Below are 24,694 nucleotides of genomic sequence, written 5' to 3'. Positions count from 1 at the left end.
TTTCTTAATAATTATTAATAATGACGGTAAAACAGTGGTATTTCCCGGAGAACACTTCACTATTGACTATTTCTTATTAATTATTAATCATTAATTATTAATTAATTTTAGCTTATAAAATGATCGTGTATGGCTAAAAGATTTTTGGTGTTTGCGGTGGGCAGCTTGCTGGTGATGGGAGTATTGGGATATTTTTTTCATTGGGTATGGTGGTTATTGCTGCCGGCAGTGCCAATGATCATTATAGGCATTGTGGATATGCTGCAAACCAAACATGCTATTATGCGCAACTTCCCCGTGGTAGGGCGGGCGCGTTACTGGATGGAAGCCCTGCGGCCCAAGGTATACCAATACTTTGTAGAGAGTGATACAGGTGGCAGCCCCATTAACCGGGTAGACCGTTCTACCATTTACCAGCGCGCCAAGCGGGAGCTGGATACGCAGCCTTTTGGCACCCAATTCAACGTTTATGCGGAAGGATATGAATGGATGGCCCACTCTATACAACCCAGGAGCTTTGAACACATGGATAAAGATCCGCGTGTAACCATTGGCGGTAGTGACTGTACGCAACCTTATTCAGCCAGCATCCTGAATGTGTCTGCCATGAGCTATGGTTCACTAAGCTCCAATGCAGTAGAGGCCTTAAACGGCGGCGCCAAATTAGGCAACTTTGCACATAACACCGGTGAAGGCGGCATTAGCAAGCATCACCTGAACCAGGGCGGAGATATTATCTGGCAAATAGGCACCGGTTATTTTGGCTGCAGGAATGATGAGGGGAATTTTGATGAACGCCTATTTGAAGAAAAAACAGCGCTGCCACAAATTAAAATGGTGGAGCTGAAATTATCGCAGGGCGCTAAACCCGGCCATGGCGGCATATTACCGGCTGCCAAGAACACACCGGAAATTGCTGCTATCCGCCATGTAAAACCTTATACTACAGTGTCCTCACCACCCTATCATACTGCGTTTAATACACCGCGGGAGATGATGCAGTTCATTGCGCACATGCGCACGCTCTGCAAAGGCAAGCCAGTGGGTTTTAAATTATGTATAGGGCAGCGCCGCGAGTTCTTTGCTATCTGCAAAGCCATGGTGGCAACCAACATCTACCCTGACTTTATTACCGTTGATGGCGGGGAAGGCGGTACTGGCGCTGCGCCGCCGGAGTTCTCCAATTCCGTAGGCATGCCTTTAATGGATGCCCTGGCCTTTGTGCATGATACCCTTACGGGGTTTAATATACGTGGTAAAATGAAGCTGATCGCTTCCGGCAAAATACTTACCGGCTACCATATACTGCGCGCCATGGCCCTGGGTGCGGATGGCTGTAACAGCGCCCGCGCTATGATGATGGCCATTGGCTGCATACAGGCATTGGAATGTAATACCAATCGCTGTCCTACGGGTGTAGCCACGCAGGATAAATGGCTTGCCAAAGGGCTGGTGGTAGAAGATAAAAAACACCGCGTTTCCAATTATCACCGCGATACAATTGAGAGTGCCATGGAGCTGACTGCTGCTGCAGGTTTAAGCAGCCCGCACGATATTACACGCAGCCACATTTTCCGCCGTGTGTTTATGAACCAGGTGCGCAGTTTCGAAGAAATATATCCCAGCGTAACTGCCGGTGTATTCCTGAACGGGCAGCTGCATGAAGTAATGAGGAATGAGCTGGAGATGGCGCGTGAAGACAGCTGGAACTAAAAAACGTATCCCAAAATAAAAGGTGAAAAGGATAGTAGGATAGTCTGCAGCTCCTTTTCACCTTTTATTTTACCGCTGACCCTGTGCTGTTATACCTGGAAATAAAAATCCTTTGCGTTCTGGTAAAAGATACGCTTTGCCACATCTTCCGGGAAATTATCTTTCACCAAAGCCACATCTTCATCGCTGAAAGGCTGTGGTGCGCGGGTAGATGGCAGATCAGTGCCAAACATCAGCGCGGAACGGTCTACTGCATTGATCTGCTGCATCACTTCCACCACATTAAAATTACAACGGCTAAAACCAGAGGCTTTTACCCGCACACCATCTGCCACCAGCTCTAATAAATACGGCAGCCCTTCTTTTGACAAACCCAAATGATCAATACTTATGCGCGGCAGCCGCTTTAAAACCGGCAGTAGATCTTTCAGCTCACGGGAATCAATGTACAGCTCTGTATGCCAGCCGGCCAGGTCGTATGCACGGCGGGCCAGCTCCTCCAGGTGATCAACGGTAGCGGAGCCACCGCGTTGTATATTAAAACGTACTGCCCGTATGCCGGATGCATGCAGCTGCCGTATCTCCTTATCCGTTACATATTCCGGGATCTGCGTTACGCCTACAAAACCGGCTCCCAGCTGCTGCAGCGCAGCTACCAGGTATTGCTGGTCAAACTGCTGGAAAGAGCCTGATACCACGGCGCCGCCGGTAACCTGCAAATGTGCTACCCTGGTCTTGTAATCGGACGCTGTAAAGGCGGGCGGCAGGTATCCCTGGTTAGCTACCAAAGGATAACGGGGGTCTATAATATGAAAATGTGCATCGAAGATCATGCGCCGGTAATTTTAATAACGAATAACTGTGGCGGTACATCGCCGGGGTGCAGAACCGACAGGTCCAGCACACAATCCTTTCCCTGCTGTTTTACACGGATGTTTGCCTTGCTGCCCAGTATACTGGCCTTTGCGCCTGCCGGCAGCGTATAATTGCGCAGCAGCAGCTGCGGACTATAAGAAGGAACAATGCAATACAGGTTATTGTTCTTACGGGTAAAGAACATCTCTATATGCGCATGTTCCTTTGAAGGCTGGATCATGCGGGTAATATCATAATCAGCCATGAAAGAGGCTTTCTTCACCGTTGGCTGCTGGCCGGGGCTCCACTGGCGCGTTTGTTTCCAGGATTCTGTTTCGTAGATCGCTTCTCCGTTTGTAGCCAGCCAGCTGCCCATATCTACCAGCCGTTGCTGCATGATCACGGGAATGCGTCCATCTGCTGTGGGACCAATATCCAGCAGCAGGTTTCCCCCGCGGGATACAATATCTATTAATGCCAGCAGCAGGTCGTGGCTGCTTTTGTAATCATTTACATTCTCCATACGGTTATACCCGTATGACATGCCAATGCCCCTGCTCTCTTCCCATACTACGCCCGGCTCCATTCCGCTACCGTATTCAGAGGTAAGGTAAGTGCTGGCGCTGTTATGCCCGCGGGTATTGCTGCCCCAGCGGTCGTTCACAACTATATCCTTCTTCACCGGCGACTCATTGTACAACCAGGCCAGCAATGCGGGCGACTGCCAGGCGGTATCCGAAAGCTCCCATTCTCCGTCAGAAAAGATCACGGATGGTTTGTAACGTGTTACCAGGTCTTTGAACTCCGGCTGCATCACTTCTTTGATATATTGCTCTTTGTTGGAGAGCCATAAGGGATTATACCATTCATACAGGGAGTAGTAATATCCCATACGCAACCCTGCTTTGCGTACGGCTTCTGTCAGATCGCCCAGCAGATCGCGTTTAGGCGTACCGGTTACTGCATTCCAGGGGCGGCCCCAGGCCTTATCTGCCCAGGGGCTATTCCATAAACAATAACCTTCATGATGTTTGGAGGTCAATACTACATATTTAGCGCCGGAGCGGCGAAAGATATCTGCCCACTGCGCCGGATCAAATAATGCAGCGGTGAACTGCGGCTCAAAATTAGCGTATGGAAATCCTTTGCCGAATTGTTTATCATGAAAAGCCTGCACCTGCGCATGTGTATCCGCACCTTTATTCATGAGATTATGCCAGTACCATTCAGAATAACCGCCGGGGCCTACCACAGCAAAGGAAGGCACTGCATACACTCCCCAGTGTATAAAGATCCCGAACTTAGACTCATGGAACCATCCGGGGATCTTACGTGTATTCAGCGAAGACCAGTCAGCTGAATAGTTTTGCGCCAGTAGTGGCTGCAGCAATAGTAAGATCAGGCTACCGGCGAGGATCATTCTTTTCATAACGGCGAAGTTTAGCGGTGAGTAAAATAATAAATATTTCAGGGAAATGTGTAAGGAGGTTTGTGCGGATCTTTGTTTTCGTTTGGGAGATGCGGGTGTTTTGCGACTGCTTATTACGAGGTAGTATTACAAACATTTGCTACAAGGGTTTGTTACCGGCATTTATTGTGATCATTTTTTGCAGGCATTTTTTTGCAGGCCCAACGCTGGACTGCGCCCGCCTGTTTGAATGACTATGGGACGGGGGATTGTCGTGTAGGGGTTGGGGCATGGATGGGGCATTGTCAAGCGGGGCACGCCGGGCAAAGGTCCAGGCGTTTTGGGCCTGCAAAAAAATGGGCTGGTACTGCAACTATATGTGGGTGTGCGGTATGAATGATAATGGGTCTGGTGTAGTGTACAGTGTACGGTGTATAGTATAGTGCCTAAGAACTGCTGATTGCTGTAAATAATAAAGCGTATGAAGTGGCTTGTTACCTCATACGCTTTATTGTTTATTAATGTTTATTGATGTTTATTGATATCGGGCACTCAATTAGCCTTCTCCTATCTTGTACCTCCTAGCTCTTAGCTCCCATCTCTCTCTATATTTCCAATGCTCCGGCGGCAGCTTCGTCTACGAACCAATGCAGCTCGCCGTCCTGGGGGCGGATGAGCTGAGAGGGGAATTGTTCTGCGTTGAAGGTGCCTTCAATTACATTTTTCAGTGTGATGGCTTTGCCAGCGCCGGTTGCCATAAATATTACACAGGCAGCTTTGTTCACTACAGGGGCCGTGAGGGTAATACGGTACATGTGCTGGGCAGTCAGAAAAAATGCTTTTACCCAATCCTTTTGCTCATTCACTACCGGCATACCGGGAAATAAGGACAGGGTATGCCCATCATCTCCCATACCCAGCAATACCAGGTCAAAGGTTACATCACTATCTTTAAAATATTCTTTTAATAGTTTTTCATATTCTTCTGCGGCGGTTTCCGGCATAATATCCGTGCGCATTACATGAATATTTTCTTCCGGGATGCCCATGGGTGTAAGCAGGGTTTCATACGCCATGCGGGCATTATTGCGCTCATCATCAAAAGGCACTGCACGCTCATCGCCCCAGAAAAAATGGATCTTTTCCCAGGGGATCATTTGCTGGTAAGGTTCCTTAGCCAGTAAATGATACAGCTGCTTAGGCGTGTTACCGCCAGACAATACAAACGTAAACTGTTCCTGGTCCTGCAGTACTTCCTGGATATAGTTACTGATCCAGGCGGCCAGGTTCTCACTCAGCTGTTGCGGATCTTTGGCGATGTGCAATTCCATATTTAATGATTTGATGTGCGAAAGTAAAAATGTGCAAATGAATGATCACGATCATCACCACTTGCACATTTCCTTTACAATAATTGAACCTTATTTTGATAAGTTGATCCAGCTATGTCCGTCCTGCGCTATCAGGGCATCTGCATCATTTGGTCCCCAGGAATCCGGGGCATAGTTGGGGAAGTTCTGGGGTACGCGGTTCTCCCAGGTTTCCAGTATGGGCATGATCAGCTTCCAGGCAGCTTCCACCTGGTCGGCGCGCATGAACAGCGTAGCATCTCCTTCCATTACATCCAGCAGCAGTGTTTCGTATGCTTCCGGCGCATGTTCGCCATAAGCCGCATCATAGTTAAACACCATTTCTACCGGGTCCAGGGTCATAGTCTGGCCCGGACGTTTAGCCTGGAAGCGGATACGGATATCCATTTCCGGGTTAATGCTAATGGTAAGGCGGTTAGGCCTCCAGCTTTCAGCAGATTCCGTTGGGAATGCAAAGTGAGGGGCCTGCCGGAACTGTAAGTTGATCTGCGTAGTTTTCTGGTGCATGTATTTGCCGGTGCGCACATAAATAGGTACGCCCTGCCAGCGCCAGTTATCAATATAAAATTTCACGGCTGCATAAGTGTCCGTATTGGAGTTGGGCTGTACGCCTTTTTCCTCGCGGTAGCCCGCTACACGCTCTCCTTTCATCCAGCCGCCGGAATACTGTCCGCGTACGGCATATTCATGCACTTTATCCTTGCTGATAGGACGAATGGCATTGAGCACATCCACCTTTTTATTACGGATCTCATTGGCATCAAAAGATACCGGCGCTTCCATGGCTACCATACATAAGATCTGCAGAATATGGTTCTGCACCATATCACGCAGGGCGCCGGAACGCTCATAGTATCCGCCACGCCCTTCCAGCCCTACGCTTTCCGCAGCGGTGATCTGTATGTATTCAATAAAATTGCGGTTCCATACCGGCTCAAACAGGGCATTGGCAAAACGCAGCGCCAGTATGTTCTGCACGGTTTCTTTACCTAAGTAGTGGTCTATACGGAAGATCTGTTCTTCGGAGAACATGCTGGTGAGCAAAGCATTCAGCTCATGCGCACTTTGCAGATCGTGGCCAAAGGGCTTTTCTACTACAATGCGGGTATTATGCTTATCGCTGCACAGGTTCAGCCTGCCCAGTTTTCTTGCAATAGCAGGCACCAGTTGCGGCGCTACTGCCAGGTAAAAGATCACGTTGGGATGGGTGCCCCATTCTGCTTCTTTTTGCTTTACGATCTCGGTCATTGCATCGTAGGACTCTGCATTCTCCGCATCCAGCTGCAAAAAGCTCACGTGCTGGGAAAATTCCGCCCATTCACCGTTCTGCTCACCTTTACGGCGGGAGAACTTGCTGATACCATCCAGCAGATGCTCATTATAAGCTTCGTTAGTATAAGGTGTACGCCCGATGCCGATGATGGCAAATTGCTCCGGCATCCAATCGTCCAGGAAAAGATTATATAAGGCGGGTGATAATTTCCGGTAGTTCAGGTCCCCGCTGCCGCCAAAAATAAAGAGTATGGAGGCAGGCGGGCGCTTATGGTCTTGCATAAAATTATATTTAGCTATTAGCCGTTAGCTTTTAGCAGTTAGCAGTTAGCAAAATAGTACAGGCTAAAGGCTGGCTGCTAAAAGTTTACAGCTTTATTCAATGTTGTTCCCAAACGGTATGGAAAGTACCGGGCATGTCTATACGCTGATAGGTATGTGCCCCGAAGTAATCCCGCTGCGCCTGTACCAGGTTCGTAGGCATTCTTTCCGTACGGTATGCATCAAAGTAAGATAATGCGGCCATGATACCGGCAACCGGCACACCTGCCTGCGCAGCCTGTGCAATGGCGGTACGGGTATTGGTTTCAATGGGCTGCACCATGGCTGCCACTTCCTTATTCAGCAGGATGTTGGGCAGGTCCGGCGACTGTACGTACGCATTGGCAAATGTTTCCAGCAGCACGGAACGGATGATACAACCACCCCGCCATACTTTAACTACCTGCGGTAATGGTATTTCCATTTTCAGCTCATCAGATGCTTTGCGCAGCATGGCCAGGCCCTGTGCATAGCTCATGATGGTACCAAAGTACAAGGCATCATGCACCTGCTGGATCCAGGTATCGGCCGGTGTATTGATACGTGCAGCCGGCGCTTCGTATAACGCTGCCGCCTGTACGCGTTCTTCTTTATAACCGCTCAACGTACGTAGTGCTACGGCCGTATCAATTACCGGTATAGCTACCGGCAGGTCCATCGCATCCTGGGAAGTCCACTTACCGGTGCCTTTGGAGCCGGCTTTGTCGGAGATCACGTCTACCAGGCGTTTATCGGTCTTATCGTCTTTCTGTAAAAAGATGTCGGCTGTGATCTCTACCAGGAAAGACTGCAGCGGGCCTTTGTTCCAGGAATCAAATATTTTATGCAGCTGGTCATTATCCAGGCCAGCCTGTTGCAGCAAAGCATAGGCTTCGCTGATCAGCTGCATAATTCCATATTCAATACCGTTATGCACCATCTTTACATAATGGCCGGCGCCTTCTTTACCTAAGTAGGCCACACAAGGCTCCCCTTTAACTTTGGCCGCAACGGCTTCCAGCATGGGGCGTACCTTTTCATAGGCTTCTTTGTCGCCGCCGGGCATAATGGCCGGCCCTGTACGGGCGCCCATTTCACCACCGGAAACGCCTATGCCCATGAAGTGGAGCTGCTTTTCCCGTAAATATTTTACTCGTCTCAGGGTATCTGTATAGTGCGAGTTGCCCCCGTCAATAATCACATCGCCCGGCTCCAGTAAAGGCAGCAGGGAAGCAATTACATCATCCACCGGCTGACCGGCAGGCACCAGCATCATTACCCGGCGCGGACGCTGCAACAGTTGGATCATGGTGGCCAGCTCGGCTACGCCTTTTACAGTAGTACCTGCTGTGGCAGCGGATTCCAGCGCAGCGTTCTTGGTAGCATCCTTATCAAATCCGATAACGGAAAATCCATGATCGGCCATATTCAGTAACAGGTTCCTGCCCATTACCCCCAGGCCAATCATTCCAAAATCATATAAGCTGTTTGACATAAGATAAAGTAAAAGTGAAAGAGTTGTAAAATTAGGACAAATACTATTATGATTTACCAATTTGTGTTGTACAAAACACGGCATATTGCAGATGCCTGACAATTGCGAAAAGCATAAAGCTGAAAGCACAAAGCATAAAGCTGCCTGCCTTTTGCCGTGTGGGTTATGTTATGGTTTGGTTATGCTTTAAGCTTTGTGCTTTATCCTTTCTGCTCTTAAGCTGAATTGCGACCAGCATTGATAATACCGAAAGAACAACGTACTACCAGCCTTTCAAATACTTCCTTATGCCCGTTACCTTTATCCTCCTGCTGTTCCAGCTCACGGATACGGCCCAGGGCATATTGCTGAATCGTCACTAACGGCAGCACTATACGCTCCCGCATTTGTATGGACAGCTGCTCTACCGGGCTATTGCCCATCAGTGTAGATGCGCCGGAAAGCTTCAGCAGATATTTTTTCGTCAGATCAAATTCATCACAGATCATTTGCCATATAGGGCCATATACCGGGTGTTTGGCAAGATGCGCGGTTAACGGCATATAGCTTTTTATCATGGCCATTTCACAGTTATCCAGCAAGGTTTTAAAGAACAGGGAATGCCGGTACAGGCGTTCCAGTTCACTCCACCTGCCATCTTTTTCCAGCTGCTGCAAGGCGGTGCCTACACCGTAAAAGGCTGGCACATTCTGCTTTAGCTGGCTCCAGGCGCCTACATAAGGTACGGCCCTGAGATCGTTCAGGTTAAGCCTGGCTGCGGCATTACGCTTGGAAGGGCGGCTGCCTATATTAGCCTCTGCATAATAACGTAAGGGGCTGGTATGCTCCAGGTAATCCATGAAGCTGGGATGGTGCTTCAGCTGGTTAAACGACTGGTAACCTGCATCTGCCAGGGATTGCAGCAGGTCTGCTTCCGATTCGCTCAGCGTTACCTCGCGGGAGGAGAACAGCTCATTGGAGATGCCTGCATGCACCAGCTGCTCCAGGTTAAACTGTGCGGAATCCACCGTGCCAAAATTGGAGCTAACGGTTTGTCCCTGTATAGTGAGCTGAATTTCTTTATTGGCAATATTGCGGCCCATAGAAGCATAAAACTGGTGCGTTTTTCCGCCACCACGGCCCGGAGGACCACCACGGCCGTCAAAGAACACCACGTTAATACCGGCTTCCCGGGAAAGCTTTGTGAGCTCTTCCTTCGCTTTATAAATGCTCCAGTTGGCCATGAGGTAGCCCCCATCTTTTGTGCCATCTGAAAAGCCCAGCATAATGGTTTGTTTGTTACCGCGGCGGTGCAGGTGCTGCCGGTATGCTTCGTTCTCATACAGGGAGCGCATTACGTTGCGGGCTGCCCGCAGATCGTCGATGGTTTCAAACAGTGGTACAATATCAATGGTAAGCTGCTCTTTTTTCCAGCCGCCCAGCAGCAACAGGCCATATACTTCAATTACATTCAGCGCGCTGGTGCTGTGGCTGATGATATAGCGGTTACAGCCTTCTTCCCCGTTGGCCTGCTGGATGGTTTGCACGGTTCTGATGGTTTCCAGCGTATCCTTATGCAGATCTTCTTTTAACAGGCTGCTGTTCACCGGTTGGGTAACCGCCAGCAGCGCTTTTATCTTATCTGCATCCGGCAGGGATGTATAGTTCTTTGGCAAAGCATCGCTCACTTCAGCAATAGCCTCCAGCACCTTGCCATGTACAGAGCTGTCCTGTCTTATATCCAGCGAAGCAAAGAATAACCCGAACAGCTCTACGCGGCTGATAAGCGTTTCCACCAGGTGTACAAACAGCCCGTTGTGTTGTTGCTGAATAGTATCGCGGATGCGCAGCAGGGTATCCAGTATTTCGCTCTGGCAAAGATCTGTACGCTGGCCGGGTATGAACAGGTTGCTGTACAGCTTCTGTTCCAGGGTGGCCAGCTCATTTTCCACACCCTTGAACGTGAGGCGGCGTTTGAGCTTGCGCACATCTAAATAATAACATTTTATAATAGCACCTCTCAGGGCCTCTGCTACCTGTAAAGTAATAGGCGCATTTACAAAGGGATTCCCGTCACGGTCGCCACCGGGCCAGAAGCCCATGCGGATCAGCTGGTTGCTTTCGCTAACTGCCTGGGGGAAATGTGATTTCAGGTAAGATACCGTACGCCCGGCAGCCTGGTAAAATACATTTTCCAGGAACCAGATGAGGCTCACAGCTTCATCGTACGGGGTAGGCTTTTCTTTTTTAAAGAAAGGCGTTTTACCCAGCTGCTGCAGGTACATATTTACCTGGGCGGTATTATCATTAATAAGGGCGTTGGAAAGGTCGTTGATGATGCCCAGCACTTCGCCGGGGTAGAACTGCGTGGGGTGGGCCGTGAGCACCAGCCGTACGGAAAAGTCCTCCAGCTTTTTGGCGAGGGCTTCTTCCGCCTGCCCCTGCATTACCTGCGATTGCAGCTGCCGGAGCGAGCCGGCGCCCTGTGTGTCGCGGATGTCGCGGAAGGCCGCATCTTCCAGCGCATCAAACAATACCACCTGCCGCTCGGCATACTGTACAAAGCGGAACAGCAGGTCCGTTTGCTGCTGCTCATCACGGTAAGTGGTGTATTGTTCAAAAAAAGAGCTCAGGATCTCTTCCGGGCTATGCTTCTTCTCAAATCCCTCCTCACAATGGAGCAGGAACAGGGAAAGGAAAATACCCGTTTTTTCAACGCGGTGAAAAGGTAATGAAGTAAAAAGGCTGTTATAAAGCTGAAACTTAGTTCCTACCAGGTTCCTGAACAACTGTAATGCATTATTAACCGGAGCTTCCATGCTAACTGATTTGCTGATTCCCGCTCGAAAAGTACGAATAAATGCAGAAAGGTAAAAGCAAAAAGCTGCTGGCCGGCTAAAAGATGGCAGCGGCCATAAAAAGCCTGTTTCCCAGGGATGGGCGCCAGGTGCTTTTTATGGCCGTCTGCCGGTATATATGTCCCCCTTAATTTTCTAAGTGGAAGTTCACCGGTATATTATAGAGTACGGATACGGTCCGGCCGTTCTGTTTGCCGGGTCTCCATTTAGGCATGCCTTTGATCACACGGGCGGCTTCTTCCTCCAGGCCGGCGCCTTTGCGGGCACCTACCGGTTTTACATCTTTTACATTGCCTTCATAATCTACTACAAACTGTACGAATACAATGCCCGAAACCCCGGTTTCTGAGGCCAGCTGCGGATAGTGGAGATGGCTGCCTAAGTAGCGTGCCAGCGCTTCCTCACCACCGGGGAAAGAAGGGGGGATTTCTACGCCAGTAAAAACATGGTCACGGTCTTCGCGTTCAGCCACTACAGGGGCCTCCACAATACCACCGGTGCCTGCCTGTGGCAGCAATGCATCTGCATCAATACCATTTACATCGCCCGTAGTAGTGGTAAGACCTACGGAGCTATGCTGGAGCTCTGTGATGGGTGGCACCTCTGTTTCTTCTACTTCTCTTGATATAACAGGTGCCACAAAGGCTACACTAGGCCTTGCAGGCGCCGGTGCGCTGGCAGGAGGGGGCGGCGGTGGAGGTGTTTTAACCTCGTCTACAGGCATCTCAAAATGATCCAAAACAATGGGGGATGGTAAAGTACGTGTATGCGTTGCCGATGCCACCAGCTTGTTATTCAATGCATAACCGCCTATAACCACCAGCGCTATGGAAGCCGTACCCAGTATGGCATTCCGTACCCGCTGATCATACTTCCGGCGCAATGCATAAGCACCGTATTCCTTATTCCTTCCGTTAAACAGGATATCGAGAAAATCATTTCCGGGGGGTGTAGTTGAGGTCATCATGGTATAAGTTTTCTATAAGATGCGGGATGGAATAATTTTCCATATGCAGGGATAAAAAAAGCTGTAAAGCAGCTCCGTTAAACGGATCGCTTTACAGCCGGTTCCGGAGCTTTCTGCTACGGAATGAGGTAATAAAGATTGGTTTCTGATCTAACGAAACGGAAAGACGCTATGAAAATGAGTTACAGCATATAATTATACCAGCCCAGATTGACATCCGGATCGGGATCACCTATCTTGCTAAAGGAAGTATTGTATCTTATATGCATCTCAATATTATGAATGATGCTGCTAAGAGAATGCCACGGGGCAGCGGGAGGCACATTACACAAAATTTACCACCAATAAATTTGCAACATGCTGATCCCGCAAACCATCCGGAGCATTTATTTACAGCAAACAACGCTTTATTAATAACAACCATAGCCACTACAGGCCAGGTTCCGGGCAGAAGCGCCCTTTACCATCACACCCATCCTGTAAGTACAGACAGCTATACTAATATACTGTTGTATAACAGCCATTTTTATGGTTTAAAATGGACCGGCGGGCAGTGTTAAGCTGGTGGGACAACAGCTGCCGGAGTACTAAGCCGTGTACTCCCGGGTGGTGGTATTTTTATTTCTATATTCCCTATAGAATTGGTAGACAAATATACATCCGTAATTCATAATTCCAAACAGAACGTATAGATTTTTTTTTGTGCAGATCCCTTTTTTCCGGAAAGCAGCACTCCCTCTGTATATGTGATGGCAGTATAATTCGTAGACGCTTATAGAGGCCCCATCATTTTTTAATGAAGCAGATCGCTTTTTCCGGGAAAGCTGCGCTCCCCTTTACATAGTGTAATTGTGGACGCTTATAATATTAAATCACTTTTTGTATGAAAACACGGTTGATGCAAGTTTACTTTTACCAGTAACGCCTGTAATGCCGGCGGTGATATCATCAGTGTGCCCTCTGCCAACGCGCAGGTACTACCACCCTGCCCCGGCAGCAACATCCCTTTACAGCTAACCGGAGAATCTCCTGACCGGTTTGGTGACTAATGAAGCCCAAATAGGTCCATGGCCGATAGGTGCAACGTAGCCTGGGGGTTCTTTGATGACCATTGGTATGTGAATCGTGAACCTGAACCAGGTGTAACCCGTAGCCAAGGTAGCACCCGGCCGGCAGCGGTATCCGGCAATGCTATTGGATGGGTAAGCAGAAAGTAACCTGAGAGCTGAAGAATATTTTCTACATTAGTTTCTGCTATGAAACAACTTTTACTTTTCCTGCTTGCCGGCCTGCCCCTAACCCGGCTGGCAGCGCAGGATACGGATACCACGCGTCAGCTTCACGAAATTGTAGTGGAGGCTTATTTACGTAAACAAACACTTTTACAGGTACCTACTTCCACCAGCGTTATTACCAGCAAACAATTTCAGCTGCAACCCGGCGCTACGCTGCTACCGGCCATGAATACGGTTCCGGGTGTACGAATGGAAGAACGTTCGCCCGGCAGCTACCGTCTTTCTGTAAGAGGCAGCCTGCTGCGCTCTCCCTTTGGCATCCGCAACGTGAAAATATATATGGATGAAATGCCGCTTACCGATGCCGGTGGCAACACTTACCTGAACCTGACGGACCCGGGCAGCATTCAAAGCGCAGAGATATTGAAAGGGCCGGATGGCAGCCTTTTTGGCGCTAACTCCGGCGGAGTGATATTGTTGCACCCCATGGGTTTGGGTGCAGACAGCATGCATTTACGCGCAGCCGTGCAGGGCGGCGCCTATGGCCTGTTCCATGAAAAAGCAGGCTGGCAGCAACAATTTGGCAACTACCAGCTAAGCCTGTACCAGGGCTACCAGCGCGCAGATGGTTACCGCAGCAACAGCGCTTCCAAAAGATATTACCTGCAAACAGCCCAGCAGTGGCAGTATAATGAAAAGAATAAATTAAAGCTGCTGGCTTTTTACAGTGACCTCTCTTATCGTACACCCGGCGGACTTACAGAAGCGCAGGCATTAAACAATCCACGTGCAGCACGGCCTGCCACTCCCACCCTGCCAGGTGCTGTTGATCAAAAAGCCGCCATATACAACCGTACCTTACAGGGCGGGCTGGTGCATGAAGCAAACCTCAGCAACAGCTGGCAGCATGTGATCACTGTTTTTGGCGCCAACACACATTTTGAAAATCCTTTCATTACCAATTATGAAGCGCGGGATGAAAATACAGCCGGCGCACGCACCTATATTTCCCTTCACGATAAACAGATAACAGGGACGGATCTGCTGGTAAACTGGAATACCGGCCTGGAATGGCAGGTTACCAGCTCCGACATTGTGAACTATGGCAACCGTGGCGGCAAACGGGATACGGTGCAGGCCGCAGACAAGCTCAGGGCGCAGCAGCACTTTTATTTCACCAGCCTCAGTGTACGCCTGCACGAAAAATGGATCTGGGAAGCAGCTGTAAGCCTGAACTATTTCCGTTATAATTTTAATGAAGGCGCTAAAGGTGATAGTACCCGTAAATTCAATGCGCAGTGGATGCCCCGTTTTTCCCTCTCTTACCTGATCACACAGGCGCTGGCGGCCCGTGTTACCGTTAGCCGCGGCTACTCTACCCCTGCTATTGCAGAAGTACGCGCCTCCGATAATATTATTAATACCGCCCTGCAGGCAGAAAACGGCTGGAACCATGAAGTAGGATTACGCATGAGCGGCAACCGTAACCGCTTTTGGATAGACGCATCTGTGTATTACTACCGCTTACAAAATGCTATCGTGCGCAACCTGCATGATGACGGTACAGAATTTTTTACCAATGCAGGCGGCACCCATCAAACCGGGGTAGAAGCGCAGGGTATGTTATGGATTCTGGCCCCGCGGCAACAGGGAGTGTTAAGAGGGCTGCAATGGCAAAGCAGCTATACGTATAGTCATTTCCGTTTTAGTGATTATAAAAGTGCAGGGCAGGATTTTTCCGGTAACCAGCTAACCGGCGTACCCAGGCAGGTAGCGGTTAACAGCCTGCTGGTGCAGCTGCCGGCCGGGATCTATGTTTTTGGCCAGCATAATTTCACAGACCGGTTACCGCTGGATGATGCCAATACTGCTTTTGCCCGCTCCTATAACCTGGTGCAATGCAAGGCCGGCTGGCAAATACCACATGCCGGCAAATGCCGTATATCCGTATACGTGGGGGCTGATAATCTGCTGAACCAGTCTTACAGCCTGGGGAATGATCTGAATGCCGTAGGTAAGCGTTATTATAACCCCGCGCCGGGCAGGAACTACTTTGGCGGCGCGGAGCTGATGTTCTGAAATAAATGTGGCACACCGTACTGGTGTGCCACTCCTTGTAAATTTGCATTTTATAGCTGAGTATCAATGCCGGTAATTATGCCATCACCCGGCAACCATCTTCAATACTGGTTACATAGGCTTTTAACGGAATGTTGAACTGCTGCCGGTATCCCTGATCTGCTTTTGCAATAAAATCTTCCACCGCACCGGTTTGTACTATGTTAATAGTGCAGCCGCCAAAACCGCCTCCCATCATACGTGCACCCAGCACACCGGATTCGCCGGAGGCCATCTCCGCCAGCCAGTTCAGCTCTGCGCAGCTAACATCATATAATTTATCCAGTCCTTCGTGCGTAGCAAACATGCGCTGTCCAAAAGCTGAGAGATCATCTTTGATCAGATCTGCGCAGGCATCCTGTAAGCGCTGTATTTCTTCCACCACATACCGGCAACGGTTATACGTAACCGTGTTAAAGGGCTTTACATATGTATCCAGCATATCCATGCTTACCTGCCGCAGGCTGCTTACTTCCGGATGGTGCCGGCTTACCAGCTTTACACCCTGCTCACATTCTGCCCGGCGGGTATTGTATTCGGATGATGCCAGGGAATGTTTCACCTGGGTATCCAGCAGTACCAGCTTCACATCATCAAAACGGAAAGGAATATATTCATGCTCCAGCGAGCCACAATCAAGCTTTATAAGGTGCTGGCGCTTACCAAAAATACTCGCGAACTGGTCCATAATGCCGCAGCGCACTCCTACAAAATTATTTTCTGCAGCTTGTGCTAAACGGGCCATATCCATTTTAGAAATATTCAGCTCAAACAGCTGGTTCAGGGCAAACAGTACGGCGCATTCCAGCGCAGCGGATGATGAAAGGCCGGCGCCCTGCGGAATATTTCCGCCGAAGGCACACTCAAATCCCTGTATAGGATAACCCTTTTGCTGCAGCTGCTGCACTACACCCAGTAAATAATCAGGCCAGTGTTTGGAGGAAGGCTGCAGGTTGTCCAGGCTGCCCGTGTAATGGTCATCCAGGTCCAGTGCGTGGAACCGCAACTGCTGATCATTCCGTTTAATAATGCCCAGGTAAATAGCTTTATCAATGGCCGCCGGCAGTACAAAGCCGTTATTATAGTCCGTATGCTCGCCAATAAGATTAATACGGCCTGCGGCACGTATCACTAGTGGCGCTGCGTTGAAATTTGCATCACAAAATGTTTGCAGGGTTGCTGCCGGACTGGCTGATCTTTCAATAACCGGTTGAATTGCTTGCACGGACATGTGGAATTATTTATGGTCAGTTTTTGATTTTTACGTAATCGATTACGTTATGACAGTAAAGACTTACGTAAACTGATTAGGAAAATAAAAGTAATCGATTACGTTGAATTGGCAAAATGAAATTTTTATTTTTTTTAGAGGGGGGATAAAGCGGAAGTGTTGTTTTGATCAGACAACCATATTCATTTATGACGATAACTCACCTAGCTAACCTTAACGACAACCTTGCCCTTGGCACGGCCATTTTCTACATAGGCCATCGCCTCCTTGGTTGATTCGAACGGAAAGACCTTATCCATAACCGGGCGGATGATCCCGGAATTGATCAGCGAAGTGATCTCTTTTAGCTGGCTGCCGCTTGCTCTCATAAATAGAAATGAATAACTTATGCCATGGCCCTTTGCCTTTTTCCGGATCCGGTAGCTCAATATGGACATTACCAGTTTCACGAGCCATCCCGCCCCGATCTCTTTTGCAAAAGCAGGATCAGGAGGGCCGGATATGGAAATGAGCTTTCCGCCCGGCTTTAACACGCGCAGCGATTTTTCGAGCGTCTTAGCATCCTGGCTATTCAAAACCACATCGTAATTCTGCAGCTTTGCTTCAAAATCTTCTTTCTTGTAGTCGATGACAATATTGGCGCCCAGTTGTTTCACCCAATCGATATTAGCAGTGCTTGTTGTTGTTGCTACGATGGCGCCTAAATGCTTAGCCAATTGAATGGCGATGGTTCCTACGCCACCTGATCCTGCCTGGATGAACACTTTTTGTCCTTTCTTCAGCTCTGCTATTTCAACCAGCGCTTGCCAGGCGGTAAGGGCCACCAGCGGAACAGCAGCCGCTTCTTCCATGGTAAGCGCTAACGGTTTAATCGCCAGGTCAGCTTCATTCACCGCTATAAACTCTGCGAAAGTTCCGATCCTGTCCTTATCCGGCCGTGCATACACCTCGTCGCCAACCTTAAACCCTTGCACACGGGATCCGGCCCGGACTATGACTCCCGCTACATCATTGCCTAAAATAAGCGGCAAGCGATAAGGCAATATAAGTTTGAATTCGCCGTCCCTGATCTTTACATCTAAAAGATTGACGCCGGCAGCGCGCACCTTTACCAATACCTCTTCGTCATGCAGCTCCGGCTCAGGCATTTCAGCAATCCGCCCGCCATCCTTACTTTTATAATGGTCAATTATGAATGCTTTCATGTTTTAATTTTTTCGGTTAATACATCCCTCCTATATAGATCTTTATGCTTTATTCACCCTTTTTAAAATCGAGCTTTCAAAAACGCTATATGCAAAACGTTGTAACGTAAGAATAAGTGATGAGCCTTTGCCTACCGGAGAGCTGAATTTTGGAGCTTTTTCATTTACAATCCTCAATACCGTATCTACAACCGGTCCGGGCCCCGCTGCTTTATCGAATTCCCTTTTTGTGAACGCTGCAACCCTTTGCCGGAAGATATTATAATCATCTATTTTCCCATTTGATGCAACTGCATTTTCTCCAATGTTAGTTTTAAAACCCATTGGTTCAACCATACTTACTTTGATGTTAAATTGATCCAATTCAAATCGAAGTGATTTGAAATACCCTTCCAGTGCATGTTTAGAAGCCGAGTAGTAAGCAACATTGGGAAGCCCGATCAAACCTACTATAGAACCAATGGTAATTATTTTCCCCTGCTTCTGCTTCCGGAAATAAGGCAACAGCTCATTTGTGAGCTTAACCGTTCCCCAAAAGTTTGTTTCCAGCTGCTGCCGTCCTAATTCAATAGAGGTTTCTTCGGCAAGCCCTGTTACTAAATACCCTGCATTGTTTATCAGCACATCCAGCCGGCTGATCTGGCTGAACAGCTGCTTACTGAAAGATGTTATTGAATGATCGTCGGCAATATCCAATGCTAATAATTTAAAAGGCAGGCTGCCTTTATATTTATCCGGGTTACGGCTGGTGCCAATTACATGGTGGCCGCTTTTGTGGAGCTCATTGGCCATCAGAAGGCCAAAACCTGAAGAAGCTCCTGTTACCAGAATTGTTTGTTTCATTTTGTGTTGTTTTGTAACTTTACTTGCATTTTGCAAGTGTAAATATAGCAGTTACTTTCAAAATGCAAGTGATTTTTAATAAATATTTTTATGTCTGTTACAAAAAAGAGGTCGGATTGCCCGGTGAGCTGTTCCCTTGATGTATGGGGAGATAAGTGGTCATTGTTGATTATCAGGGATCTAATGACAGCAAAAGCATGCACTTACGGGGATTTTTTAAAGGCGCCGGAAGGAATAGCTACCAATATTTTAGCGGCCCGGCTACAGGCGCTGGAAGAAAATAAGATCATTAAAAAACTACCGCACCCGGATAGTAAAGCCAAAGTGCTCTATAAGCTAACCCAAAAGGGAATTGATCTGCTGCCCGTAATGGTTGAAGTAAATCTATGGGCTGAAAAATACTTTTCCATACCGGAAGACAGAAAGGCGTTGCTGAAAGAGGTAAAAAAGGATAAGGCCGGATTTATTAAAGCTATGATGAAAGAACTGGAGAGCTGAATAGCCGGGCAATTCCAATTCGTGATCCTATTTGCGCTGGCTGGATTGTCTGAACACCGGTACCGGCTCCAGTATGATCCGGGATTTAGTATTATGCTTCACCGGCTCCCCTCCTTCTTCGATCAGCTCTAACAGCAGTTTAAAAGCTTCCTTGCCCATTTGCACGGTTTGCTGGTCTATGCTGCTTAAGCTGGGGGTGATATGCTCTCCAAAGGCTTCATTGGCAAAACCCACCACGCCAAAATCTTCGGGGATGGAGATCTGCCGGTCCTTCAGCTCTTTAATGGCGCCCAGGGCGGAGAAATCTTCCACCGCAAAAACAGCATCGGGCGGTGTGGCCTGTGTTAGGAAATGGCTGATGGCCTGGCGGCCGGCCTCTATGGACACGTTCCCGTTAAAGATCAGGGAATCGTCTACCGGCAGGTTGTTGGCAGTAAGGGCCGCCTTGTAACCTTCCAGCCGGTCGCGGAATATTTTCAGGTGCTGCTGACCGGCAATGTGCGCAATACGGCGGTAGCCCTGATGCACCAGGTGTTCTGTGGCATAGTATGCGCCCTTGAAATCATCCACCACTACACATGGAATGTTCAGGGTATCATTGGCCCGGTCAAAGAACACCAGGGGCAGCCCCCTTTCCTTTATTTCCAGGTAGTGTTTGAAATTAGTGGTTTCCTTGGCAATGGAAGCCAGGATACCATCCACCCGTGTACCCAGAAAAGTAGTAATACCTTTTTGCTCAAACTCCGGCTGCTCGTTGGATTGGTAGATGAGCACATTGTAGCCATGCTTGTTGGCCATATTCTCAATACCATGTATCACGGAGCCAAAAAAGTTGATCTCAGCGCTGGGAATGATCACCCCTATAATATTGGTCCGGCCGGCCCGCAGGGAGTAAGCGATACGGTCGCGGTGATAGTTCATGCGCGCTGCTGCTGCCTGCACCAGCTTGCGGGTATCCTCACTGGTGCCTTTACGGTTGTTCAGCGCCCGCGATACGGTGGCGCCGGTAAGATTAAGCTCCCGGGCTATATCAGCGATGGTAACTTTCTGGTTGACTGGTTTGGACATTTGCCACAATGTAGGAAAAACAGGGTTTTTTACGTATTATTCAGAATTAATTCCTTCACCTTATGTCGTCAGCACCACAAAGATTTCTACCGCTGGATGTATTCCGGGGTATGACCGTATGTTTCATGATCATTGTAAATACGCCGGGTACCGAAGATAGTTTTGCACCGCTCCGTCATGCTCACTGGCATGGCTGTACGCCTACCGACCTGGTATTCCCTTCCTTCCTGTTTGCAGTGGGTAATGCAATGAGCTTTAGCATGCGCAAATACGATCAGCTGGGCACCAGCGCAGTACTGGCTAAAATATTACGCAGAACATTCCTCATTTTCTTATTAGGGTTCCTGATGTACTGGCTGCCTTTTGTACGCCATGCTGCTGACGGTGGCTGGGAGTTTATTCCCATAGGCGATACCCGCATACTGGGCGTGTTACAGCGTATAGCGTTGTGTTATGGCCTGGCCTCGCTGATGATCTATTTCCTTCCAAAGAAAGGTGTGTGGGTCTTATCTGCAGTACTATTATTAGGGTACTGGCTAATCCTTTGGGTGTTTGGTCAGTCTGGGGATCAATATGGCATACATGGCAATGCAGCGTTGACCTTTGACCGTTTTATTATGGGCGACCGTCACCTGTATAAAGGCGAAGGTTTTCCTTTTGACCCTGAAGGTATTCTAAGCACCCTGCCTGCCATTGTAAACGTGGTAGCAGGTTACTACACCGGGCTTTTTGTACAGCAGCAGGGCAAAACACAAAAGGGTCTCACCCGGCTTATTATGGCTGGTTTGGCGCTGATCATTGCCGCACAAATATGGAACCTTGCATTTCCCATCAATAAAAAGCTCTGGACCAGCTCTTATGTGCTGTTCACGGTAGGCATTGACCTGCTGCTGCTATCCCTGCTGATCTTTATAATAGATTTTAAACAACAAACCGGCTGGACGGGTTTCTTTACGGTGTTTGGTAAAAACCCGCTGTTCCTGTACCTGCTGTCTGAAGTGGTGGTGATATTCCTGTATTTCATCCACACAGGCGGTGTTTCCGTATATACCTGGATAAACGATCATATTTTCCAGCCCATTGCACCGGGCAAAGTAGGCTCTTTGCTGTTTGCGCTTGCCTACATGCTGTTTTGCTGGAGCGTAGGGAAAATACTGGACCGTAAGCGTATTTATGTACGTGTATAAAATCTGAGTTGACAATGAAGAATTAATCAGGATATTGCATTGATTTACAATTACTATCCGTTTAATTCTTCATTGTTAATTAAATTACGGGGAACCATGGAACTTTCATTAAAAGGGAAAACCGCGCTCATATGCGGTAGCTCACAAGGTATAGGACTGGCCACCGCAAAGGAGCTGGCTGCCGCCGGCGCAGAATGCATCCTGATCTCAAAAACAGAAGCCCGGCTAAAAAAAGCAAAGGCGCTGCTGAACACCGACGCTCAACAGCAACATCATTTTGTAGTAGCTGATTTCCGGGACCCTTCCTGGGTGGAGCAGGTGATCACTTCTCTTACAGAAACCCGCACTATCCATATTTTAGTTAACAATACCGGCGGCCCGGCGCCCGGCCCTATCCTGGACGCCAAAGCGCATGCCTTTACGGAAGCATATAACCAGCACCTGGTTTGCAACCACATCTTATCACAGGCCGTGATCCCCGGTATGACGGCAGCTGGTTACGGCCGCATCATTAATATTATTTCCACTTCGGTAAAAACACCCCTGAAAAACTTAGGTGTATCCAATACTACCCGATGGGCCGTGGCGGGCTGGGCTAAAACTATGGCCGGTGAACTGGCGCCCTATGGTATTACCGTAAATAATGTATTACCCGGCGCTACCGCTACTGCCCGGCTGCGCTCTATTATTAGTGCCAGTGCGGAAGCGCGTAATGTGGCCGAAGCAGATATTGAACAGGAATGGCTGTCAGAAATACCCATGAAACGTTTTGGACAACCGGAGGAGGTAGCCGCGCTGGTGGCTTTCCTGGCCTCTCCCAGCGCCAGCTATATTACGGGAACGAATATTTCCGTAGACGGCGGAAGGACACCGGTGGGGTAATTACGAATGATGATCGAAGCGGTTATGGTTTCGTTAATTTAGTTTACCGTCAATATTTACAGGCATCAATCTTGCAGGGTCAAAGTGGTTCAAACTGGAATTGCTTATGTTTTTTCTGACTTCACGACAGGTGATATTCACCTTTTGCGCAGGTCTGCTATTTACTGCCTGTACGCATTCTACATCCAATAAAAATGTTATCCAAGCTACAGACACCAATGCCAGCGCTGTTACGGCCGTACCCGACCTCGGCAACACACCGGCAGTGCCTGACACGCAGTTCATTGTAGTAGATTCTATGGTAAATATAAAGGTGAATGACCAGGCGGTGCCACGCGGGCAACACTCATTTGACAGCGCGCTGATAACCTACTGGACAGATTGCTATAAAAGTAACGGCAAGCTGCCTGCTTACCTGCGTTTTAAATACCAGGGCACTGTGATGATGGGTGCCCGCGGAAATTTAATGGATGCGGTTGTGCGGGTGCAGGATTCTGTGAAAGATCATATTGCGCGGGACAAATTTTTACAGGAATTTCATAAGATAGATCCGCAGCACCAGAAAGAATTAGAGAAGCTGTACCCGGTACTTTTTCAGCGAAGACTTTGAAAGCAGAAAGCCATTGAATGAAGCTGAAAGCAAAAAGCAAAAAGCAGAAAGCCATTGCAATGACTTCCTGCTTTTTGCTTTTTAACCTTATGCCTTACGCTTTAAGCTTTAAGCTTTATGCTTTCTGCTTTCTGCTTAAAATGCGTCAAACCACAACTTAGTCGTTAACACATCAGCGCCCTGCGTGGCTACTGCTGTTTTATAATTTTCGCGGTTCACGGCCTGTTCCGTAGATGGATAGGTTAAACGCAGGGGAATTTTACCCTGCAGCACACCGGAATAGGCAGGTTTCAGCTGCGGATAATCCAGGCGGCGCCATTCTGCAAAGGCTTCCAGGCCATTCCCAAACAGGGCCAGCCATTTTTGATCCCCAATAGATTGCTTATAGTTGGTGGCATTATATACCACTGCAGGCTGCGCTAAATATTTAGTCACCAGCGAATCTGTTATACCATATTGTTTTAATGAAGCGGTAATTGCCTGGTTATAATAAGTAGCTGCATTGCCACTTAACCAGCCTCTTTGCGCAGCTTCTGCCTGTATGAACAACAGCTCTGCATAGCTGAACAATACGGCAGGTGCATCGCTGGTCTTAAACACAGTACCAATATCGGAGGTTCTGTCAAAACCCAGGCGGGCAGCGGAATCTACCGGCAGGCCATTGGTTACGCCAATAAGATCGTGCACGCTTGTATCCTTGGCCTTATCCGCATAAATGGTTAAGCGTGGATCGTTGAGCGCTTTCAGCTTATCAATAATCGTTTTACTGATGCGGTAGTCGTTCCGGGTTTCACGGTTGCGGCCTACCGGGTTCTGGTTGGGTGATGCTTTATAATTGAGCTGTATGTTCTCTTTATTGTCTGCCACCAGCAAAGCAGCATCTGCACCTACTTCTGCGAATACTGCCTTTGATACCTCCGGCAGCTTGTCGGCAATGCGGATGGCAATACGCAAGCGCAGGCTGTTGGCAAACTTTTTCCATAAACGCATATTGCCGGCCAGCAAAATGTCGCCCTGTATGGGGTTGCCAGTTTCGTCTATCAGCTGCGCGGCAGTTTTCAGCTCAGCCAGTATGCCGGTGTAAATATCCTTCTGCTCATCATACTTAGGTGTAAGGTATTGCCGGATGTTAGCCGCCTGTGAGTAAGGCACGCTGCCAAACAGGTCGGTTACATTCTGGAACAGCCAGGCCCGCATAATAAGGCCTACGGCTTTGTAGTTAGGATTGGGCAAGCTATCACCCAGCTGTACCAGGGTGGTAAAATCTTCTATACCCTGCGCATAAAAGTTGCTCCACACCGTTTGAATGTTGGCAGCTGCCGGTATGTAACGGTCCGGGTCGGTATACTGGATCTTGGACCAGTACTGTACGTACAGCAGGGCTGCTTCCATGGACGCTTCGTTACCCCAGTAAGTATCCACATTGGCTTTAATACCGTTGCTCAGCAGGTAATCCGGCTGCACAATGCTGGGTTCATTCGGGTTTTGGTTAATGCGCTCCAGCTGTTTCTGGCAGCCGCTTATAACAGCTACCAGCGGCAGTGCTAACCATAATGTATATATGAATTTTAACTTTTTCATGTTAGTTCAGTTTCGCGTT

The 24,694-nt window shown here is 48.6% G+C and carries 18 protein-coding genes; 6 read left to right on the top strand and 12 right to left on the bottom strand.

The genetic code is table 11. The features are described from left to right. The first annotated feature begins 129 nt into the window (after window positions 1-129). Window positions 130-1,713: an FMN-binding glutamate synthase family protein gene (locus tag BMZ54_RS23785; RefSeq protein WP_089918145.1), complete on the top strand. Its 1,584-nt coding sequence runs from the start codon at window positions 130-132 to the stop codon at window positions 1,711-1,713. Between the two features lie 89 nt (window positions 1,714-1,802). On the opposite strand, the gene BMZ54_RS23780 is transcribed toward BMZ54_RS23785, so the two are convergent. From BMZ54_RS23780 to BMZ54_RS23750, 7 genes are all read right to left on the bottom strand, one after another. Then, window positions 1,803-2,546, bottom strand: coding sequence for an amidohydrolase family protein (locus tag BMZ54_RS23780; RefSeq protein WP_089918143.1), 744 nt, complete (start codon window positions 2,544-2,546; stop codon window positions 1,803-1,805). Beyond that, complete coding sequence (locus BMZ54_RS23775; RefSeq protein WP_089918141.1) at window positions 2,543-3,997, bottom strand: alpha-L-fucosidase; 1,455 nt, start codon at window positions 3,995-3,997, stop codon at window positions 2,543-2,545. Before BMZ54_RS23775 ends, BMZ54_RS23780 begins: the two co-directional genes overlap by 4 nt. 584 nt (window positions 3,998-4,581) lie before the next feature. After that, window positions 4,582-5,307: a 6-phosphogluconolactonase gene (pgl, locus tag BMZ54_RS23770; RefSeq protein ID WP_089918139.1), complete on the bottom strand. Its 726-nt coding sequence runs from the start codon at window positions 5,305-5,307 to the stop codon at window positions 4,582-4,584. A gap of 90 nt (window positions 5,308-5,397) precedes the next feature. Then, window positions 5,398-6,900: a glucose-6-phosphate dehydrogenase gene (gene zwf / locus BMZ54_RS23765; RefSeq protein ID WP_089918137.1), complete on the bottom strand. Its 1,503-nt coding sequence runs from the start codon at window positions 6,898-6,900 to the stop codon at window positions 5,398-5,400. Between the two features lie 97 nt (window positions 6,901-6,997). Beyond that, entirely contained in the window at window positions 6,998-8,413 is a 1,416-nt protein-coding gene (gene gndA / locus BMZ54_RS23760) for an NADP-dependent phosphogluconate dehydrogenase (protein ID WP_089918136.1), read from the bottom strand. 215 nt (window positions 8,414-8,628) lie between these two features. Next, entirely contained in the window at window positions 8,629-11,211 is a 2,583-nt protein-coding gene (locus BMZ54_RS23755; RefSeq protein WP_089918134.1) for a phosphoenolpyruvate carboxylase, read from the bottom strand. A 166-nt stretch (window positions 11,212-11,377) separates the two neighbouring features. Further along, the gene (locus tag BMZ54_RS23750; RefSeq protein ID WP_089918132.1) at window positions 11,378-12,217 is read right to left on the bottom strand and encodes an energy transducer TonB; all 840 of its coding nucleotides are present in this window, start codon (window positions 12,215-12,217) and stop codon (window positions 11,378-11,380) included. A 1,256-nt stretch (window positions 12,218-13,473) separates the two neighbouring features. Between BMZ54_RS23750 and BMZ54_RS23740 the strand changes: the two genes are divergently transcribed. Beyond that, window positions 13,474-15,531: a TonB-dependent receptor gene (locus BMZ54_RS23740; RefSeq protein ID WP_089918129.1), complete on the top strand. Its 2,058-nt coding sequence runs from the start codon at window positions 13,474-13,476 to the stop codon at window positions 15,529-15,531. A 76-nt stretch (window positions 15,532-15,607) separates the two neighbouring features. Here the strand turns inward: BMZ54_RS23740 and galK are convergent, their stop codons facing one another. The 3 genes from galK to BMZ54_RS23725 all read right to left on the bottom strand — a co-directional run bounded on the left by galK (window position 15,608) and on the right by BMZ54_RS23725 (window position 18,849). After that, complete coding sequence (gene galK / locus BMZ54_RS23735) at window positions 15,608-16,801, bottom strand: galactokinase (RefSeq protein WP_089918127.1); 1,194 nt, start codon at window positions 16,799-16,801, stop codon at window positions 15,608-15,610. Window positions 16,802-17,004: 203 nt separating this feature from the next. Then, the gene (locus tag BMZ54_RS23730; RefSeq protein ID WP_089918125.1) at window positions 17,005-18,006 is read right to left on the bottom strand and encodes an NADP-dependent oxidoreductase; all 1,002 of its coding nucleotides are present in this window, start codon (window positions 18,004-18,006) and stop codon (window positions 17,005-17,007) included. Window positions 18,007-18,048: 42 nt separating this feature from the next. Further along, window positions 18,049-18,849 (bottom strand): SDR family NAD(P)-dependent oxidoreductase, encoded by an 801-nt coding sequence (locus tag BMZ54_RS23725; protein WP_089918123.1) that lies wholly within the window; start codon window positions 18,847-18,849, stop codon window positions 18,049-18,051. A 90-nt stretch (window positions 18,850-18,939) separates the two neighbouring features. Here BMZ54_RS23725 and BMZ54_RS23720 point away from each other — a divergent pair, with 90 nt between their 5' ends. Then, window positions 18,940-19,347: a winged helix-turn-helix transcriptional regulator gene (locus BMZ54_RS23720; protein WP_089918120.1), complete on the top strand. Its 408-nt coding sequence runs from the start codon at window positions 18,940-18,942 to the stop codon at window positions 19,345-19,347. Window positions 19,348-19,374: 27 nt separating this feature from the next. On the opposite strand, the gene BMZ54_RS23715 is transcribed toward BMZ54_RS23720, so the two are convergent. Beyond that, entirely contained in the window at window positions 19,375-20,415 is a 1,041-nt protein-coding gene (locus BMZ54_RS23715) for a LacI family DNA-binding transcriptional regulator (RefSeq protein WP_089918118.1), read from the bottom strand. Between the two features lie 62 nt (window positions 20,416-20,477). Between BMZ54_RS23715 and BMZ54_RS23710 the strand changes: the two genes are divergently transcribed. The 3 genes from BMZ54_RS23710 (at window position 20,478) to BMZ54_RS23700 (ending at window position 23,094) form a co-directional block, all read left to right on the top strand. Beyond that, window positions 20,478-21,602 carry an acyltransferase family protein gene (locus BMZ54_RS23710; protein ID WP_089918116.1) on the top strand — a complete coding sequence of 375 codons (1,125 nt, stop codon included), beginning with the start codon at window positions 20,478-20,480 and terminating at the stop codon, window positions 21,600-21,602. A gap of 96 nt (window positions 21,603-21,698) precedes the next feature. Beyond that, the gene (locus tag BMZ54_RS23705) at window positions 21,699-22,484 is read left to right on the top strand and encodes an SDR family oxidoreductase (protein ID WP_089918114.1); all 786 of its coding nucleotides are present in this window, start codon (window positions 21,699-21,701) and stop codon (window positions 22,482-22,484) included. 106 nt (window positions 22,485-22,590) lie between these two features. Then, on the top strand, window positions 22,591-23,094 hold the full coding sequence (locus BMZ54_RS23700) for a hypothetical protein (RefSeq protein ID WP_089918112.1): 504 nt from the start codon (window positions 22,591-22,593) through the stop codon (window positions 23,092-23,094). Window positions 23,095-23,229: 135 nt separating this feature from the next. Here the strand turns inward: BMZ54_RS23700 and BMZ54_RS23695 are convergent, their stop codons facing one another. Then, window positions 23,230-24,675, bottom strand: a complete 1,446-nt coding sequence (locus BMZ54_RS23695) for a SusD/RagB family nutrient-binding outer membrane lipoprotein (RefSeq protein WP_089918110.1) — start codon at window positions 24,673-24,675, stop codon at window positions 23,230-23,232. Window positions 24,676-24,694: the final 19 nt, after the last annotated feature.

It is taken from the genome of Chitinophaga rupis, from assembly GCF_900109685.1.
Classification (GTDB): domain Bacteria; phylum Bacteroidota; class Bacteroidia; order Chitinophagales; family Chitinophagaceae; genus Chitinophaga; species Chitinophaga rupis.
Note: the sequence above shows the minus strand (reverse complement) of the source record. Positions and strands in the feature narration are given on the sequence as shown.